Below are 17,155 nucleotides of genomic sequence, written 5' to 3' on the forward strand. Positions count from 1 at the left end.
ATGACCGTGGCGGGCCCCGGGGGCTCGAAACCGCTCGCCTTTCCGGGGCCGCTCGGTCTAGAAAAAGAAGACGTCGGAGGGGCCGGGCGTCGGACCGGAGGCGCGACGACACCATGCCGTTCGACGAGTCTCTGTCCCCCGTCGCCCCGCTCGCCACCTCCAGGCTCTGGACAAGCGGCGCCACCGGCGGGGTCGCCGTGACCATCATGCTGGCTCTGACGTTCGTGCGCCCGGACGCGGCACCGTGGCTGCTGGCAGGGGCCGCAGTCATCTGTCTAATGACGCTGATGGGTCTGAGAGCGCCGCGCAAGGTCGCGGACGAGACCTCGGCGGTCGCCGTCGGCGCTCGCCTGTCGGCGCCCGAGGATGCAGGTCTGCTGGACAGTGTGTTCGAGGCGCTGGACGACCCGGTCCTGATCGTCAGCGGCGGGGAAGCCGACGACATTGCCGGCCGGCGCATCGTGCTGGCCAATCGCGCGGCCCGCGATCTGCTGCGGATCCAGCGGGAAGGGGCGCTGCTGGTCTCGGCCGTTCGGGATCCGAACGTACTGGAAGCGGTGGACGAGGCCCTGTTCGGCGGGGTCAGCCGGACGACGGACTACAACGCTGCGGGAGCTCGGACCCGGCACTGGAAGGCCTGGGTGCGACCGTTGCCTTCGCCGGTCGGCGCGACCATGGCCTTGCTGGGCCTGCGGGACGAGACCGACGTGCGGCGGATGGAGCTGATGCGCGTCGACTTTCTTGCCAACGCCAGCCACGAGTTGCGCACGCCCCTGGCGTCGCTGAGCGGCTTCATCGAGACACTGAAGGGACACGCCCGGGACGATCCCAAGGCGCGGGACAAGTTCCTCGACATCATGGCGGCCCAGGCTGACCGGATGGGGCGGCTGGTCGCGGACCTGCTGTCGCTGAGCCGGATCGAACTGAACGAGCACATTCCGCCCTCGGGGAAGGTGGACCTGCCCCGAGCGGCGTCCGACGTCGTCGATGCGATCAGTGTGCTATCCCAGGAGCGGGGGGTCACCGTCTTGCTGGACGTCCAGACCGGCGACGCGAGGATCATCGGCGATCGTGACGAGATCGTTCAGGTCATCCAGAACCTGACCGACAACGCGATCAAATACTCCCCGATGGGCGGCACGGTCGACCTGACGGTGCGGCATGGGCTGGACGTTGAGGCGGCGGCCGGTGCGCGGGTGCCGGGCGCAACGCGGCTGTCGCTGCTGACACCCGACCGGGAGGCCGGTGCGCGCTATGTGGTGGTGACGGTGCGCGATTACGGTCCCGGCATGGCGCGCGAACATTTGCCACGGCTGACCGAGCGGTTCTATCGCGTCGAGGGCCAGAAGAGCGGGGAGCGGCCGGGGACGGGGCTGGGGCTTGCGATCGTCAAACACATCGTCAACCGCCACCGCGGCGGAATGACAGTCGAAAGCGCGCCCGGCGACGGGTCGCTTTTCAGTGTCTACTTCCCGATGGTGACCGCAGCGGCGAGCGCATCCGGGCCAGCCTGACCTTTGAAAAACACCGGTCGGTTACGGCGTCGCAGAACTGTCATCCAGTCGTCTTAATCCGCTGACCATCCAAGGGCAGGTTCCGCGCCGAGACGGGCCGGACTTCCGAGCACGCTCTGATTCTTGCGCGTGCGCTCCGGGGCCTGATGATCTGGCTTGCTATTCCTCTCGTGGCGGTGTTCGCCGTGCTCGCCTATCTGGCCGGGCGCGGTCAGGCGCAGCGTCGTGCCGCGGCCCTGGATGGCCCGCTCGCGCATTCACGCCCGGAACAGCACGGCTATTACGCCATGATCTGGGTCGCCGTGCCTGCGCTGGTCGTGACGATCCTGGCCGGCGTCTTCTCCGATCCCGTCGCGCACCACCTGCTGGCAGCCGAGGCGCCGCCCGCTGTGCAGGAACTTGAACAGTTTCGTCGCGAAGCCTTCTTCAATGATGCGCGTCTGACAGGGGAAGGCCAGCGCGCCTTTCAGGTCTGGTCGGGCGAACTGGGTGAGGCCCTGACGACAGAGGCGGCGCGTTCGGCCCGCGTGCATCAGACCCTGACCTGGGGCGGTGTGGTCGCGGCGATCCTGGCGGCGGTGATGGGCGGCCTGTTCGCCTCGACGCAGATCCGGCCGACCCTGCGGGCCCGCAATCGGGTCGAGGACTGGATCGGCGGCCTGCTGTTCGCCTGTTCCGCCGTGGCCATCCTGACGACCATCGGCATCGTGTTCTCCTTGCTGTGGGACAGCCTTCGCTTCTTCCAGGCCGTCCCGGTGACCGAGTTTCTGTTCGGGACCCAATGGAGCCCCCAGATCGCCATCCGGGCCGATCAGGTCGGTTCGTCCGGAGCCTTCGGGGCCGTGCCGCTGTTCGCAGGCACCTTCCTGATCATGCTGATCGCCATGGTGGTGGCGGCACCGGTCGGATTGTTCTCGGCCATCTATCTTTCGGAGTACGCCAGCGCTCTGTCTCGGGGCGTGGTCAAGCCGGTGCTGGAGATCCTCGCCGGCGTACCGACCGTGGTCTACGGCTTCTTCGCCGCCCTGACGGTGGGGCCGGCGTTCCGCGAGTTCTTCAACGGCATCGGCGCGCTTCTTGTCGGTGGACCGCTGGATGGCATGGGCCAGTACCTGATGCTGGTGCAGAACCAGATGGCCCTGGTCGCCGGCGCGGTTATGGGGATCATGCTGATCCCGTTCGTCTCCTCCCTGTCGGACGACATCATCAACGCCGTGCCGCAGTCGCTGCGTGACGGCTCCTACGCCATGGGCGCGACCAGGTCCGAGACGGTGAAGCGGGTGCTGCTGCCCGCGGCCCTGCCGGGCATCGCCGGTGCCTTGCTGCTGGCTATGTCGCGGGCGATCGGGGAGACGATGATCGTGGCCATGGCAGCGGGTCTCGCTGCGAACCTGACCCTGAACCCGCTCGACACCGTGACCACGGTGACGGTCCAGATCGTCACCCTGCTGACCGGCGACCAGGAGTTCGACAGCCCGAAGACGCTCGCCGCGTTCGGCCTCGGACTGACCCTGTTCCTCGTGACCCTGCTGCTCAACATCGTCGCCCAGCGGATCGTCCAGACCTATCGGGAACAGTATGACTGACACCGGCGCGGACAAGATGTGGGCCCGTCTGGCGGCCGAGGATCCCGCGCGCGCCGCACGGCTCCAACGTGGGCTCAAGAAGCGCTATGCCCGGGAGGGACGCTTCAAGCTGTACGGTATTCTCGCCGTCTCCGTGGCCATCGGCTTCCTGCTGCTGCTGCTCGGCCGGATTATCGAGCAGGGCCACACGGCCTTCTACGCCAACCAGCTCACCGTGTCGGTCTACATGGACCCGGCGCGCATCGATCGCGCCTATCCGCAGGGCACCAATTTCCAGCAAATGGTCGCCCAGCAACAGCTGGCGCGGCTCGGAGAGACGGACGATGCACAAGGCACGAAAGCAACGGCCTATCGTTCGCTGCTGTCATCGGAGCTCAAGTTCCGCGCCGCCGACCTGATCCGCAACGACCCGTCGCTGATCGGCCGGACGATGGACATCACCGCTCCGGTCTCGGACGAGGCGGACCTCTACTACAAGGGCGAAATCACCCGGGAAACGGCCGCCGACCAACGCCGGGTCAGTGACGAGCAGATGGCCTGGCTCGACGACTTGAAGCGTCAGGGGCATGTTTCGACCACGTTCAACGCTCAGTTGTTCACCAAGGGCGACTCGACCGAGCCCGAGCTGGCGGGCGTGCTGGGCGCTGTGGTCGGCTCGGCCCTGATGCTGCTGGTCACCGCCCTGATCGCGATTCCGCTCGGCGTCGGCGCGGCGGTCTATCTGGAGGAGTTCTCGAGGAAGGGCCGGATCACCGACCTGATCGAGGTCAACATCAACAATCTCGCGGCCGTGCCGTCGATCGTCTACGGCCTGCTGGGCGTGGCCCTGTTCATCAACTGGATGCACCTGCCGCGCTCGTCGCCTCTGGTGGGCGGTCTGGTGCTGGCCCTGATGGCCCTTCCGACCATCATCATCGCCACCCGGTCGGCGCTGAAGGCCGTGCCGCCGTCGATCCGTGAGGCGGCCCTGGCCATGGGTGCGAGCCGTACCCAGACGGTGTTCCACCATGTCCTGCCGCTGGCCATGCCGGGCGTCATGACCGGCACCATCATCTCCATGGCCCATGCGCTGGGCGAAACCGCGCCGCTGCTGCTGATCGGCATGGTCAGCTTCGTGCCGGGCATTCCGGGGGCGATCGATGAGCCGGCCGGTGCCCTGCCGTCTCTGGTCTACATCTGGGAGAACGCTTCGGAGCGCGCGTTCCACGAGCGGACCGCTGCGGCCATCCTGGTTCTCCTCGCCTTCATGATCGTCATGAACGCCGCCGCAATCCTGCTGCGTCGGCGGTTCGAACGTCGGTGGTAAGTCAATGAAAATTCCTTTCTTTCGTAGCCCTGACGGGCATGAAGGCGGCGGCCCCGCCGATCCGGCCGAGCGCCGTGACGAATCCGTCCTGACGCCCGTAGCTGAAGCCGCCGGCGTCATGGCCGGGCGTGTGCCCGAGGTGAAGTCGCCGTCGGCCCCTTCCGGGCCGACCAAGATCGCGGCGCGCGACGTCTCGGTCTTCTACGGGGACAAACAGGCGCTGTTCGACGTCAGTCTGGACATCCCTGACAAGACCGTGACCGCCTTCATCGGTCCGTCTGGCTGCGGCAAGTCGACCTTTCTGCGCTGTATCAACCGGATGAACGACACCATCCAGGGTGCCAAGGTCACCGGAAAGATCCTGCTCGACGAGCAGGACATCAATGCGAAGTCGGTCGATCCGGTGCTGCTGCGCGCCCAGGTCGGGATGGTGTTCCAGAAGCCGAACCCCTTCCCCAAGACGATCTACGAGAATGTCGCCTACGGACCCAGGATCCACGGTCTGACGACATCGAAGTCCGAGCTGGACGGCATTGTCGAGAGCTCGCTGAAGAAGGCCGGTCTGTGGGACGAGGTCGCCGACCGACTGCATTCGGCCGGCACCGGCCTGTCGGGTGGTCAGCAGCAGCGTCTGGTCATCGCGCGCGCCATCGCGGTGAACCCCGAAGTCATCCTGATGGATGAACCCTGCTCGGCGCTGGACCCGATCGCCACGGCCCGGATCGAGGAGCTGATCGACGAGTTGCGTGAGCGCTACTGCATCGTGATCGTCACCCACTCGATGGCCCAGGCGGCCCGCGTGTCGCAACGCACGGCCTTCTTCCATCTCGGCCGTCTCGTCGAGCACGGCAACACCGAGGAAATCTTCACGAATCCCCGTGAACGGCGCACGCTCGACTACATCACGGGACGCTTCGGTTGAACCAACACACGGTCAAGGCCTACGGCGACGAACTGAACCAGCTGACCGCCGAGGTCGCCCGGATGGGCGGTCTGGCGGAGGCCCAGGTTGCGGACGCCGTCGAGTCGGTCGCGCGGCGCGACATCGCCCTGGCGCGTGCGGTCGTCGAGCGTGACGCCAAGGTCGACGCGATGCACCGCGACATCGAGAGGAAGGCCATCCGGCTGATCGCCCTGCGTCAGCCCGTGGCCTCCGACCTGCGCAAGACCCTGGCGGCGATGAAACTGTCGGTCGATCTGGAGCGCACGGGCGACCTGGCCAAGAACATCGCCAAGCGTGCCCTGTCTCTGGCCGAGACCGAGCCAATGCAGCCCCTGACCCGCTCGATCGAGCGGATGGGCAAGCTGGTGTCGATGCGGCTGCGCGACGTTCTGGACGCCTATACGGCCTCCGAGATCGATCGGGCCATGGCGGTCTGGGCGTCGGACGACGAGGTCGACGAGCACTACAATGCCCTGTTCCGCGAACTGCTGACCTACATGATGGGCGATCCGCGCACGATCAGCGCCTGCACCCATCTGCTGTTTATGGCCAAGAACCTTGAGCGGATCGGCGACCACGCCACGAACATCGCCGAGGTCATCCATTACGAGATCACGGGCGACGAGATGACCGGGGAGCGGCCCCGCTGGACGCCTTCTCCGGGCGACTGGGACGCCGACACCGGACATTTGCCGACCCTGCCGACGACCTGACGGCGCGCTGACGACGACGGAGACTAGACGTGCAGCCTTATATCCTGGTGATGGAAGACGAGGACGCCCTGGCGACCCTGCTTCAGTACAACCTCGAAAAGGAGGGCTACGACGTCGTCGTCGCCGCCGACGGAGAGGAGGGGCTGGTCCAGATCGACGAGCGTCAGCCGGACCTGGTCCTGCTGGACTGGATGTTGCCCAAGGTGTCGGGCATCGAGGTCTGCCGTCGCATCCGCGGGCGCCCCGAGACACGCAACCTGCCGGTCATCATGCTGACGGCGCGCGGCGAGGAGAGTGACCGGGTGCGCGGCCTGGATACCGGCGCCGACGACTATCTGACCAAGCCCTTCTCGATGACCGAACTGATCGCCCGCATCCGCGCAGTGCTGCGTCGCATCCGTCCGGGTCTGGCCGACGACCGCGTGGGCCACGGCGACATCATCATCGACCGGGTCGCCCACCGGGTGCGTCGCTCGGGCAAGGAGGTCCATCTGGGCCCGACCGAGTTCCGCCTGCTGGACCATTTCATGCGCCACCCGGGCCGGGTGTTCAGCCGCGAACAGCTGCTGGACGCCGTCTGGGGTTCGGACGTCTATGTCGAGGCCCGCACCGTGGACGTCCACGTCGGCCGCCTGCGCAAGGCCCTGAACGTCGAGGACAGCGCCAACCCGATCCGCACCGTCCGTTCGGCGGGTTATTCGCTGGATCTGGAAGGCTGAGCCCTCGCTGATCTGCGCGTGATCATCACCCCGAAGGCCGCGGCCAGCGGGAACATCAGCACACCGTAGACGGCGGCCGGCATGGACATGTCCGGATTGCGCAGCACCGACTGGGCGATGACGATGGCCAGGGTGGCGTTGTGCAGCCCGACCTCGAAGGCGCTGGCGATCGACTGCGGACGATCGACCTTCAGCAGGCGCGGAACAAGGAAGCCGATCCCAAGGCTGACCACGCAGAAGGTCACCACGACACCGGCGATCGCGGCGAAGTGGGCGGTCAGGATATCGATCTGGGCGGCGACGGCACCGATGATGACCAAGGTCAGGATCACGACCGATGCGATGCGCACAGGCTTGTCCATGGCCGCCGCGAAGGCGGGCCTCAAACTCCGCACCAGCATACCCAGAGCCACGGGGCCGAGCACGATCAGGAAGACCTCGATGGTCTTCTTCAGCTGCAGCCCGACCTGACCGCCGCCCGGATCGAAATAGGCCAGCGACAGGTTGACCACGATCGGCAGGGTGATCACGGCGACGAGGGAGTTGATCGCGGTCAGGCTGATGTTCAGCGCCACATCACCCCGGAACAGGTGGCTGTAGAGGTTCGCCGTCGTCCCGCCCGGGGACGCCGCCAGCAGCATCATGCCCACCGCCAGAACCGGCGGCAGCCGGAACAGCAGCACCAGGCCGAAGCAGACCACCGGGAGGAGAATCAACTGGCAGGCCAGGGCGATGGACACCGCCTTGGGCCGTCGCCCGATCCGGACGAAATCACCCGGCGTGAGACTGAGCCCCAGGCCGAACATGATGATCCCGAGCGCGATCGGCAGGCCGATGACGGTGATGGCTGAACCCATGCGCGTGTCCCCGAATGCGCTGTCTCGCGCGTTTGGTTCGAACCTGTCATGTCCCGCCGTCGGCACCAAGGCACGGCGCGTCGCATCGAACGACGCATACGCCTATCGGAAGCCTTTCCTCCGCTCCTGAAACCGCTACGGTCCCGGCCTCAGTCTCACGGGAGTCTCGCCCATGCGCCGCCGCACCTTCCTGTCGACCCTGCCCGCCGGGGCTTTTATGGCGGCGGCGGGGGTGCCGGCCGCCGCCGCGCTGACGAAGGCCCAGGCCTCGCCGGAAAACCCCTTCGCCGGCGTGACCATGGGCGACCGGATCACCGGCGCGCCGTTCGCGGGGCGGTCGACCGTGTGGGGCATGAATGGCGCGGCCGCGACGGCGCATCCGACCGCGACCCTGATCGGGATCGATACCCTGAGGCGCGGCGGCTCGGCCATCGATGCGGCCATCGCCATCAACGCGGCCCTCGGCTTCCTCGAGCCGACCGCCAACGGCATCGGCGGCGACGCCTTCTGCATGCTGTGGGATCCGGCCCAGCGGAAGGTCGTCGGCTTCAACGGCTCGGGGAACAGCCCGATCGGCCTGTCACTTGAGACGGCACGGGCTAGGGCGATCGACGGCTATCTGCCGCGCTACGGAGCGGTGACGGTCAATGTGCCCGGGACGGTCGACGCCTGGTGGAGCGCGCACCAGCGCTACGGCAAGCTGCCGTGGAAGGACGTACTGATCCCGGTCGCCGAGCTGTGCGAGCAGGGCGTGCCCATGCCCCAGACCATCGCCTGGTACCTCGAACGGAACATGGCGGGCTTCGATCGCTCGACTGTCATCGAGGAGAACGACAACCGCAGGGCCGTCTACGCGCCGGGCGGCCGAACGCCGCGCGTCGGCGAGGTTTTCGCCAATCCGGACCTCGGCCGGACCCTGAGGCTGATCGCCGAGGGCGGTCGCGACGCCTTCTATGAGGGGGAACTGGCCGAACAGATGGAGCGCTATTTCCGACGCATCGGTGGCTGGCTGACCCGCGCCGACCTGGCCGCGCATCGCACCGAATGGGTCGAGCCGATCCAGACCAACTATCGCGGCGTCGATGTCTATGGGTTAGGTCCGAACACCCAGGGCCTGTCGACCAATCAGATCCTGAATATTTGCGAGCAGTTCGATCTCAAGGCCATGGGCTTCCAGTCGGCCGCCTCGATCCACCATCAGGCCGAGGCCAAGCGGCTGGCGTTCGAGGACCGGGCGCGCTGGTTCGCCGACGAGCGTTTCTCGCAGACGCCGGTCGAGCGGCTGAACTCCAAGGCCTATGCCGCCGAACGGGCGCGGCTGATCCGTCCGGACCGGGTCATGGACCGGGCCTTCCCGGGCGATGCGCCGACGCAGGGCGACACGACCTATTTCAGCGTCGCCGACAGGGACGGGCTGATGGTCAGCTGGATCCAGTCCAACTACCGCGGCATGGGCTCAGGCCTGGTCCCTGACGACGGCGAACGGCCACTGGGCTTCATGTTCCAGGACCGGGGCGAGCTGTTCGCCCTGACCGACGGCCATCCGAACGTCTATGCGCCGGGCAAGCGACCGTTCCACACCATCATCCCGGGCTTCGCTTGCAAGGACGGCGAGCCGTGGATGGCGTTCGGCGTCATGGGCGGCGGCATGCAGCCGCAAGGGCAGGCCCAGATCATCATCAACATGGTCGACTACGGCCTGGACCCGCAGGAGGCCGGGGACAGTCCGCGCTGGCAGCATGAGGGATCGTCCGAACCTACGGGGCAGGCGGCCGAGGGCGTCGGAGTTCTGCACCTAGAGAACGGCGTACCGCAGACCACACGGGCCGGGCTGGAGCAAAGAGGCTGGGTTCTGGGGCCGACGAACGGCGGCTTCGGTGGGTATCAGAACGTGGTCATGCAGCAGAACCCCGGCGGCCGCTGGACCTATGGTGCAGCCACCGAGATGCGCAAGGACGGCATCGCCCTCGCTTACTGAGCTTCTGCCGCCGCTTCCACGTCGTCGGGCGCCAGTTTGTAGACTGTGGCGCAGTACTCGCACGTGACGTGGATCTTGCCGTCGGGCTCGACCATCTCGGCGCGTTCTTCGGGATCGAACGAGGACAGGACGCCGCTGATGCGGTCGGCGGAGCAGCGGCACTGGGCCTTCAGCGCACGGGCGTCCTCCAGCCGCACGCCGTCCTCGTGGAACAGGCGGAACAACAGGGTCTCCGGCGTGATCGCCGGATCGACCAGTTCGTCGTCGCCAAGGGTCTGGAACAGGGCGCGGGTGCGGTCCCAGACTTCCTCGGTCGAGCCGCGCGCATCGTCGGCGGCGATCAACTGGATCAGGGCACCGCCCGCGCGCCAGGTCGTGCCCGTCCCGTCGGTGACGGAGCCGACGGCGAGGCGAACCTTGGTCGGGATTTGCTCGGACTGGACGAAATAGTGTTCGGCCGCCAGCGACAGGCTCTCGCCCTCGATCGGGGTGATGCCCTGGGTGCGCTCGAAATCGGGGCCGCGATCCAGGGTCATGACGAAGACGCCCTGGCCCAGCAGCGTCCGGGCACCCGGACGCGCGAAGCCGGAGGAGGCGGCGGCGACTTCGTCTTCGTCGAAGCGGCAGTAGCCGCGCAGGTGGCCGGCGGTGTCGTAGTCTGCGACCACATATTTCACCGGACCGTCGCCCTGGGCCTGGACGATCAACCGGCCTTCGAACTTCAGCGCCGAACCGACCAGGGCCGCGAGCGCGCAGGCCTCGCCCAGTAACGCCGCGACAGGCTCTGGATAGGCATGGGCGGACAGGATCCTGTCGATGGCGTCGCCGAGACGGACCAGGCGGCCGCGCACGGGCCAGCCTTCGATCTGGAAGGCGGCCGCGAGATTGTCGGTCGGCGCGGAAACGGCGGCGGGCTCGTGATCGGTCACGGCGGGTCCTTGAACGATAGGCTGTGGAGAACGGTGCAAGATAGGAAACGCGAGGGCGGTTGGTAAGGGCGACCGCCTGTCGTCTCGCGCGGGCGCGTTAGCGTGCTATCTGTCGCAACCGGGCGCACGGCCAGCCCGTTCTCGATGCCGACACTGACGAAAGCCTGTCCCATGCCCGCCAAGCCGAACCTGAAACCCGTGAGCCAGCAGGCCATCGTCATCACCGGCGCCACCTCCGGCATCGGTCTGGCCACCGCCCGCCGGGCGGCGAAGGCCGGGGCGTGCGTCTTCCTGATCGCGCGCGGTGAGGGTGATCTGAAGGCCCTGGTCGAGGAACTGCAACAGGAGGGCGCGCGGGTCGCCTATGCCGTCGCCGACGTCGCCGATTACGACGCCCTGGCCGAGGCGGCGGACAAGTGCCGGCGGCTGTTCGGCGGCTTCGACACCTGGGTGAACAATGCCGGCGTCTCGATCTATGGTCCGATCCGCGAGACGACGTTGCAGGACCAGCACCAGCTGTTCGAGACCAACTACTGGGGCGTCGTGAACGGGTCGCTGATCGCCGCCGAGCATTTGAGGGCGCGTCCGGACGGCGGCACGATCGTCAATGTCGGATCGGTCCTGGGCGACGCGCCCATGCCGGTGCAGGGCGTCTATTCGGCGTCTAAGCATGCGGTGAAGGGGTTCACCAACGCCTTCCGCATGGAGCTGATGCGCGAGGGCGCGCCGGTCGCCGTCAGCCTGGTCAAGCCCGCGGCGGTGGATACGCCCTATCCGAAACACGCCCGCAACCTGACCGGATATGCGGTCCAGAACCCGCAGCCGGTCTATGCGACCCACGTCGTCGCCGACACCGTCCTGTGGTGCGCCGCCCATCCGATCCGGGAGATCACCGTCGGCGGGGGAGGGCGCGTCATAGCGTCCTTCTACGCACTCCTGCCGGGCCTCGCGGAACCACTCTTCGCCCGGTTCGCTCCTAGCCTCATGCGGGACAGGGGTTCCGCCTACCAGCCGTATGACGACGGGCTCTATGATCCGACCGACGACGGCCTCGACGAAGAGGTTCACTATCCCATGGTCCGACAGTTCAGCGCCCTGGCCGAAGTCCGCAAACATCCCGGCGTCACTGCGGGATCGCTGGCTCTGGTCGCCACGGCCGCGCTTGTTACGTATCTGTTGACCCGGCGGACCGGGTCGCGCCGGATCGAGGGACTGCGGGACCGGTTCGATCCGCGCGGCTGGATCGACGCCGACGCCCTTCGTCACAGGCTCGACGACATCTCGCGCGGCCTGACCGAGCGGGCCGGGGAGGTCAACGACCGCGCCGGTGATCTGGGGGACGATGCCCGTCGTCAGGCGAGGAAGCTGTTGAAGCGTGGCAAGCGGGCCGTGTCGGACAAGCAGCGTCAAAAATATGCTCGTGACGCGCGCCGTTACGCGGAAGAGACCGGTCGTTCGGCGCGTCGCTATGCCGGTGATGCCGGCCGCTACGCCAGGGATCACGCCCGTGAGGGCGGTGCCTTGCTGGCCGTGGCGACGATCGCGGCAGCCATCGGCGCGGCGGCTCTGGAAAGTCGGCGGCCGGACAGCCGGGTGCGTCGCCTGACGGGGCTCTAAAGGCCCACAAACCCGTTGCTGCGACTGCGAAGGTCGCGGCAGTGTAGGCGGAAGGCGCTGTATTGATTACGGAAAGTCGGGGCCGGTTTTCGTCGGCCCCACTTAGCGCCCCATCGGCTGCAATACTTGTTCCCCGTCCGTTCACGGAGCGCCTCAACGCAAAAAGGCCCTCCCCGGTGAAGGGAAGGGCCTAGCTGCACAGACTTGCCGTGCAGGGGGATCTATGACCGGTGATCAATCCGGCCAGCCTGCCGAGACAGGTCTTTCAATGCGAGGGCTTCGTCAGCAGGGCCGACTGGTTGTTCTCGTCCATACGGCAAGCCGCGTAAAACGTTGGGAACCATCCCTCTCCGCTCGCCCGTAGATTCTACGCCTTCCCCTGGTAGGATCAAGGGCTAGGCGGCGAGGCGGTCGTCATTGATCGCCCGTGGCCTGAAACGGCAAAAGGCCCCCGCCTCCGAAGAGACGAGGGCCAATGATGCGGAGCCAGGGCTCGACGCTGGAAGCATTTTCCCGATGTCGGGAAGAAGGTCGGCTAGCCCGGATCGGGTCGTTCTGGCGGCGGGCACTTGAGTCCAGGTTGTCCGAGCTCGTCGAAGAACCGGCAGAGCCGCCCGACCGCCAGCCAGCCGTCCTCACCCCAGATGAACAGGTCGGTCTCGTAGCGGTCCAGAGCGGCTTCCGAGGTCAGGCCAGAGGCGTCAGCGACCGGCCGGGGCTTGACTGTCAGGTCGGCGGCACTCGGGAAGGCCGGCCCCGCCGTTTGGCAGGCGGAGGCAGTGCCGAGCACGGCGGCGATCAGAAGGAACCGCGTCAGGAAGGGGGGCGAGCGCATCGTCGGTGGCCTTTCGTTGGAGGTTGAGGGAGGCTTGGTCGTTCAGGCGCTCAGTTGCGGCCGTTTCCCGCGCCGTGGAGGCCTGCCGTTCGATCCTGACGGCAGCGGCGGCCTGCCGGTCTCGCTCGCCCTGCGCTGCCCTGTGAGAGCAATACGCGCCAAAGCCGAGGAACAGGATCAGGACGCCGACCGCCAACCATCCCTTGAGGGGCAGCAGGCCGGGGATCGATCGGAGAAAGGCGAGGGCGGCGATCATCGCGTAAGCCTCCAGAGAGACCAGCCCCAAACCACGGCAACAGCTATGGCGAAGGCGTAGAACGCCAGCCGGGGCGTCACAGCCCGACGACCTTCTTCGCCGCTGCCGTGGCCGTGACGCGGGCCGCCAGGCCGTTCGAGCCCCCGTTGACCTTCAGGGTCACGCCCGGGACGTCATCGCGGGTCGCTGGGCCGACGCAGCCGTGTTTGACGAAGAACCCGGCGGCGGCCTTCGCAGAGGCCGCGGGATCGTTCCGCAGCGCCTCCGGGCTGTCCTCGTATCCGGCCTCCCGATAGTTGGCGCGGCCAGTGATCTGCTTGTCGCCGCCGCCCCGGTATCGCCAGCCGTCGCCCGGCTCGGTGTTGCCCAGGTTCTTCCGGCCCCACTCGCCGCCGTAGATGATGTTGGCGATCGCGTTCTGATGGGCAGGACGCCCCGGCGCCCGGCCGAACTTGCGGGCGTCGGCCTCGCTGATCCGGTGGCGGCCGAACGTCTTCAGCAGCCCCGCGACCGAATAGTTCAGGTTCTCTTCACGGGTCGCGAAGCCCGCGCTCTCGACAAACATCTGGCCCAGCCAGTGGGCGAGGACGAGACCCGAGAACCCGGCCTCGGCCGCCGCCTGTTCAAGGGCCACGCGGGTTTCGTCGGTGGCCCGAGGCGCGAACGCGCGAAAGCGATCAGCCGGGATGAGGCTCATGGTGGTCTCCGATGTTCAGGGATGGCAGGATCGGGCGATGGGCCGCGACCGCATGGAACTGATCTTGACCGGGCTTCTGATCATCGCCGTGGGGCTGTTGATCGGGCTGACGGTCTGGTCTTGGGTCAGGTAGTCGGGGGCGTGGCGTTCGTCTTGGCGATCTCGACCTCGGCCGATCGCTTGGCGGCGTTGATGTTCTCGGCGGCCCGGGCACCAATCAGGAGGCCGATCAGGACGCCCACGGCACCGAAGAAGATGGCCCCGTCGTTCCCGTTCTCGACCCGCCGGGCCACGATGACGACGCCGGCCGCAGAGGCCGCAGAGGTGACATAGATGGCGAAGGGCCGCGCCAGATTGCCCAGCGCAGTGACGACACGCTCAAATCGGGGATCGGTCATTCCGGGGCCCTCCTGCGACGGGTGTTCGGTGCGGCCTCAGCAGGCCGTTTCATCCAGTCCTTCAGTTCGTCGATCGACTGCGTCATGTGCCGGATGTCCGACTTCATGGCCGCCATGTCGTTGCCCATCGTGGAGACGGTGTCGTGGCCCTTCTCAACGGTCGAGACCCGTTGGAACAGCCGCCCCATAGCGAAGGCGATCACGGTCGTCTGAAGCAGGACGAAGCCTGCAAGCGAGGCGAGGGGGATCCAGGCGGAAGGGTTCATCAGCGGTCACTCGCTATTTACAGGGAAGGGGCGCAAGGGTCCGCCGCCGCGCGTGGCTCGGCTGCCGGGACCGTCACTGGTCGTGGGGGTCGAGGCCGGGGGAGGTGGTGAGACACCTTCTCCGGTTGCGGTTTCAGTCGCGGGTGAAGTTCAGCAGGACGGCGGCAAACGCGACGAGGCGAAGCGCAGCCGGGACGCCGTCGACGCCCATTGCCTCGAAAAAGATCAGGTCGCCCTTGAACTTCGAGATGCGGGGATCAGCACGGCAAAGGTCGTGAACGATGGCAGAGCGCGCCAGCTTGTCGGCGACATAGTCCCGGATCCAGAAAGCCCAGCGTGGGGCCCATGATGGCAGGACGGGGACGCTGGCCAGGTCCGTCTCGAAGCCTGCCCGAGCTGGCAACTTCCAGCCGGAGTCGAGATACCCGACCTCATACGCAAAAGGGGAGGTGAGCCTCACGACCACCCTCCCCCTCTGCTTTCGGGCTGTCACCTCAAAGGTGGCATCCGTGAACCGGCTCATAGCGCGGTGATTGTCTCGATCTGGGCCGGAGTGCAGCCCACGGCCTCCAGGACGCCGATCAGGCCCTCGTCGTCGAAATAGACGTTCGGCCAATCTGGCGCGAACCAGCGGGCGAAGTAGATGGCCTGACTGTTCAGCACGGACAGCACGGCGTTGAGCTTGCCGATCGCGTTGACCCGCTCCTGCACGACAGACTTGGCGATCAGGCGGCGAGGTGGTGCCGGCTCCTCGGTCAGGCCGTTCGGCTCGACCGCCCATTGCTGGACGCCTCCGACCGGCGCGATCTCCACGGCCTTCTCGTTCCAGGCAGTCGCGGGGGACGAGGCTTCTGCGTATGCTTGGAAGCCGAAGCTGGTCAGGTCCGCTGCCGCGAGGTTCTCCGGTAGCGAGTGCGCCGACAGGGCCAGCCGGACGGCCGCCTCGGACAGACCGAACTCGCTTGTGTCCGAGTTTACGTAAAGGGTCATCAGTTGGCTCCGATGGCGGTCAGGAAGGTGTTCAGGCGGTTGTAGAGGGCGGCGGCTTGGGTGTCGTCCAGACCCGACCCAATGGTTGCGGCGGCGACGCGAAGATCGGCGGCGTTGGCGCCGTTCGTGATCAGCTTGACCGAGTTATTTACGGGCGCACTCGACGACCCTGCGCTCGACGTTCCGGGCGCTCCGTTAACATACCCATTGCTGGCATTCGACGCGGTCCGCGAGATGATGCGGTGGCCCAGGTTGGTCGAGAGCCCGGTTGCGTAGGTTAGTTCTGAGCCGTTGATGGCCGCGAGGAATTCATTTCCCCCGCCCCGCGGATAGATGGAAAGGGGCGAACCGTTGACGACGGCCTGGCGCGAATAGCTCCCGGCGTTACTGGTGGCTGCGTTGAGCCACGCTGAGACGTGCGCGCTGTTCTGGACAAACTGTGGCGAGGATGCCGTCGTGGGGTTGAACCCCGTATCCATGTTTCCGCTTGCGCCCGCGCCGATGTAGCCGCGATCGGTCGTGAAAGAGTAAGCGGTCAGGCTCGTCAGCGTGAAGTTCGCCGGGGCCTTGGCGTTGATCGTAGCGGCCTGACTGTCGTGGGCGGCGACGAGCCACAACGCATCCAGCTTCGTCCAAAGGCCATCAGTTTTTAGCCCGGTGATCAGGGTGTTGATCAGGCCCTTGCGGGCGCCGCTCGGCTGGACCGACATCGCCGCGAAATAGGTAACGGCGGCGGCGTCATAGGCCACGCTACTGATCAATCCGGCCCGCGCAGCCCCTATCACGACGCCATTCCCCCGGAGGCGTAATACTCCCAGACCGAGCCGGTCCACGACGCGACCAGAGTCACGACCAGACGACCGGCGGCGATGGTTGGCGCGGCCCCGCCGATCCAGCGAGTGCTGCCCGGCCAGGTCAGGATGGGCGTGCCGGTAATCGTGGCGAGGATGGTCGCCGTCACCGTGTCGCCGGTTGAGGGCGAGCCCGGAAGGCTCGAGAGGCTGACGGTCGTATTGGCGGACCACGATGGCCGGAAGATCGTGCCCGCGTTGACGCTCAACGCCCCGGTCGTGACCGTTCCGGCGCGCTCGGTGAGGCCCAGAAGGCGAAGCGTGCCCGATACGTCGCCGCCGCCCAGCGTCGCGTCGCGGCCGATCAGCGAGATCGTCCAGGCCGTCAGGGTGCCCGAGCCGCCGATTGACAGGACCGAGGCCACCATCGCCCCGGTGCCGGAGTTGTAGGACGTGATCTGCGCCGCCATGAAGTTCGTGGTCGGCGCGGCGGTGTCGGCGATGACGATGAAGGCCCCGGCGACGAACGCTCGCCCGGTCTGGATCGTGAATGACTTAGAGCCGGTCCCGACCGCCATGCTGGTCGTTGATGTCGCGGTGAACCCGGCGACAGCCAGGATCGCCATCAGGGCCGCGCCCTCCGCGTTTACCTCGGTCGCAAAGGTCGGGAGGGCCGCCAGAAACGCATCGGCGCGGGCGGCGAAATTCGTCGGGTCGCTGGTCTGCGGAACCGGGGTCGGGAGCGCGGTGATGGGCATGA

19 protein-coding genes are annotated in these 17,155 nt (G+C 67.0%); 9 read left to right on the plus strand and 10 right to left on the minus strand.

What is annotated here, in order from left to right:
* The first annotated feature begins 113 nt into the window (after positions 1-113).
* The 6 genes from ACW18A_RS05590 to phoB all read left to right on the plus strand — a co-directional run bounded on the left by ACW18A_RS05590 (position 114) and on the right by phoB (position 6,781).
* On the plus strand, positions 114-1,514 hold the full coding sequence (locus ACW18A_RS05590) for a sensor histidine kinase (protein ID WP_492023812.1): 1,401 nt from the start codon (positions 114-116) through the stop codon (positions 1,512-1,514).
* Positions 1,515-1,660: 146 nt separating this feature from the next.
* Positions 1,661-3,100: a phosphate ABC transporter permease subunit PstC gene (gene pstC, locus ACW18A_RS05595; RefSeq protein WP_492023813.1), complete on the plus strand. Its 1,440-nt coding sequence runs from the start codon at positions 1,661-1,663 to the stop codon at positions 3,098-3,100.
* Positions 3,093-4,406: a phosphate ABC transporter permease PstA gene (pstA, locus tag ACW18A_RS05600; RefSeq protein ID WP_492023814.1), complete on the plus strand. Its 1,314-nt coding sequence runs from the start codon at positions 3,093-3,095 to the stop codon at positions 4,404-4,406. Before pstC ends, pstA begins: the two co-directional genes overlap by 8 nt.
* 118 nt (positions 4,407-4,524) lie before the next feature.
* A complete protein-coding gene (pstB, locus tag ACW18A_RS05605) occupies positions 4,525-5,328 on the plus strand; it encodes a phosphate ABC transporter ATP-binding protein PstB (protein ID WP_492024342.1) in 804 nt (267 codons plus the stop codon).
* Positions 5,325-6,062, plus strand: coding sequence for a phosphate signaling complex protein PhoU (gene phoU / locus ACW18A_RS05610; protein ID WP_492023815.1), 738 nt, complete (start codon positions 5,325-5,327; stop codon positions 6,060-6,062). Before pstB ends, phoU begins: the two co-directional genes overlap by 4 nt.
* A gap of 29 nt (positions 6,063-6,091) precedes the next feature.
* The gene (gene phoB, locus ACW18A_RS05615) at positions 6,092-6,781 is read left to right on the plus strand and encodes a phosphate regulon transcriptional regulator PhoB (protein WP_298161553.1); all 690 of its coding nucleotides are present in this window, start codon (positions 6,092-6,094) and stop codon (positions 6,779-6,781) included.
* Here the strand turns inward: phoB and ACW18A_RS05620 are convergent.
* On the minus strand, positions 6,757-7,638 hold the full coding sequence (locus ACW18A_RS05620; protein ID WP_492023816.1) for a bile acid:sodium symporter family protein: 882 nt from the start codon (positions 7,636-7,638) through the stop codon (positions 6,757-6,759). The genes phoB and ACW18A_RS05620 overlap by 25 nt on opposite strands.
* Before the next feature lie 172 nt (positions 7,639-7,810).
* On the opposite strand from ACW18A_RS05620, the gene ACW18A_RS05625 reads away from it, so the two are divergent.
* Complete coding sequence (locus tag ACW18A_RS05625) at positions 7,811-9,616, plus strand: gamma-glutamyltransferase family protein (protein WP_492023817.1); 1,806 nt, start codon at positions 7,811-7,813, stop codon at positions 9,614-9,616.
* Here the strand turns inward: ACW18A_RS05625 and ACW18A_RS05630 are convergent.
* Positions 9,610-10,545, minus strand: a complete 936-nt coding sequence (locus ACW18A_RS05630; RefSeq protein WP_492023818.1) for an Hsp33 family molecular chaperone — start codon at positions 10,543-10,545, stop codon at positions 9,610-9,612. The genes ACW18A_RS05625 and ACW18A_RS05630 overlap by 7 nt on opposite strands.
* A gap of 171 nt (positions 10,546-10,716) precedes the next feature.
* Between ACW18A_RS05630 and ACW18A_RS05635 the strand changes: the two genes are divergently transcribed.
* Positions 10,717-12,162 (plus strand): SDR family oxidoreductase, encoded by a 1,446-nt coding sequence (locus tag ACW18A_RS05635; RefSeq protein WP_492023819.1) that lies wholly within the window; start codon positions 10,717-10,719, stop codon positions 12,160-12,162.
* Between the two features lie 535 nt (positions 12,163-12,697).
* Here the strand turns inward: ACW18A_RS05635 and ACW18A_RS05640 are convergent.
* Together ACW18A_RS05640 and ACW18A_RS05645 are read right to left on the minus strand one after the other, a co-directional pair.
* The gene (locus ACW18A_RS05640) at positions 12,698-12,997 is read right to left on the minus strand and encodes a hypothetical protein (RefSeq protein ID WP_492023820.1); all 300 of its coding nucleotides are present in this window, start codon (positions 12,995-12,997) and stop codon (positions 12,698-12,700) included.
* A gap of 332 nt (positions 12,998-13,329) precedes the next feature.
* Entirely contained in the window at positions 13,330-13,950 is a 621-nt protein-coding gene (locus ACW18A_RS05645) for a glycoside hydrolase family 19 protein (protein WP_492023821.1), read from the minus strand.
* On the opposite strand from ACW18A_RS05645, the gene ACW18A_RS05650 reads away from it, so the two are divergent.
* Entirely contained in the window at positions 13,949-14,083 is a 135-nt protein-coding gene (locus tag ACW18A_RS05650) for a hypothetical protein (protein ID WP_492023822.1), read from the plus strand. The genes ACW18A_RS05645 and ACW18A_RS05650 overlap by 2 nt on opposite strands.
* On the opposite strand, the gene ACW18A_RS05655 is transcribed toward ACW18A_RS05650, so the two are convergent.
* The 6 genes from ACW18A_RS05655 to ACW18A_RS05680 form a co-directional block, all read right to left on the minus strand.
* Positions 14,076-14,348 (minus strand): hypothetical protein, encoded by a 273-nt coding sequence (locus tag ACW18A_RS05655; RefSeq protein ID WP_492023823.1) that lies wholly within the window; start codon positions 14,346-14,348, stop codon positions 14,076-14,078. The two genes, ACW18A_RS05650 and ACW18A_RS05655, sit on opposite strands and share 8 nt — an antisense overlap.
* Positions 14,345-14,614, minus strand: a complete 270-nt coding sequence (locus tag ACW18A_RS05660; protein ID WP_492023824.1) for a hypothetical protein — start codon at positions 14,612-14,614, stop codon at positions 14,345-14,347. The genes ACW18A_RS05655 and ACW18A_RS05660 overlap by 4 nt, the downstream gene beginning before the upstream one ends.
* 133 nt (positions 14,615-14,747) lie before the next feature.
* Positions 14,748-15,074, minus strand: coding sequence for a DUF1353 domain-containing protein (locus tag ACW18A_RS05665; protein WP_492023825.1), 327 nt, complete (start codon positions 15,072-15,074; stop codon positions 14,748-14,750).
* Between the two features lie 59 nt (positions 15,075-15,133).
* On the minus strand, positions 15,134-15,604 hold the full coding sequence (locus ACW18A_RS05670; protein WP_492023826.1) for a hypothetical protein: 471 nt from the start codon (positions 15,602-15,604) through the stop codon (positions 15,134-15,136).
* Positions 15,604-16,353, minus strand: a complete 750-nt coding sequence (locus ACW18A_RS05675; RefSeq protein WP_492023827.1) for a hypothetical protein — start codon at positions 16,351-16,353, stop codon at positions 15,604-15,606. Before ACW18A_RS05675 ends, ACW18A_RS05670 begins: the two co-directional genes overlap by 1 nt.
* Before the next feature lie 32 nt (positions 16,354-16,385).
* Entirely contained in the window at positions 16,386-17,153 is a 768-nt protein-coding gene (locus tag ACW18A_RS05680) for a hypothetical protein (RefSeq protein ID WP_492023828.1), read from the minus strand.
* Between the last annotated feature and the right edge of the window lie 2 nt (positions 17,154-17,155).

It is taken from the genome of Brevundimonas sp. AVps5, assembly GCF_058681515.1.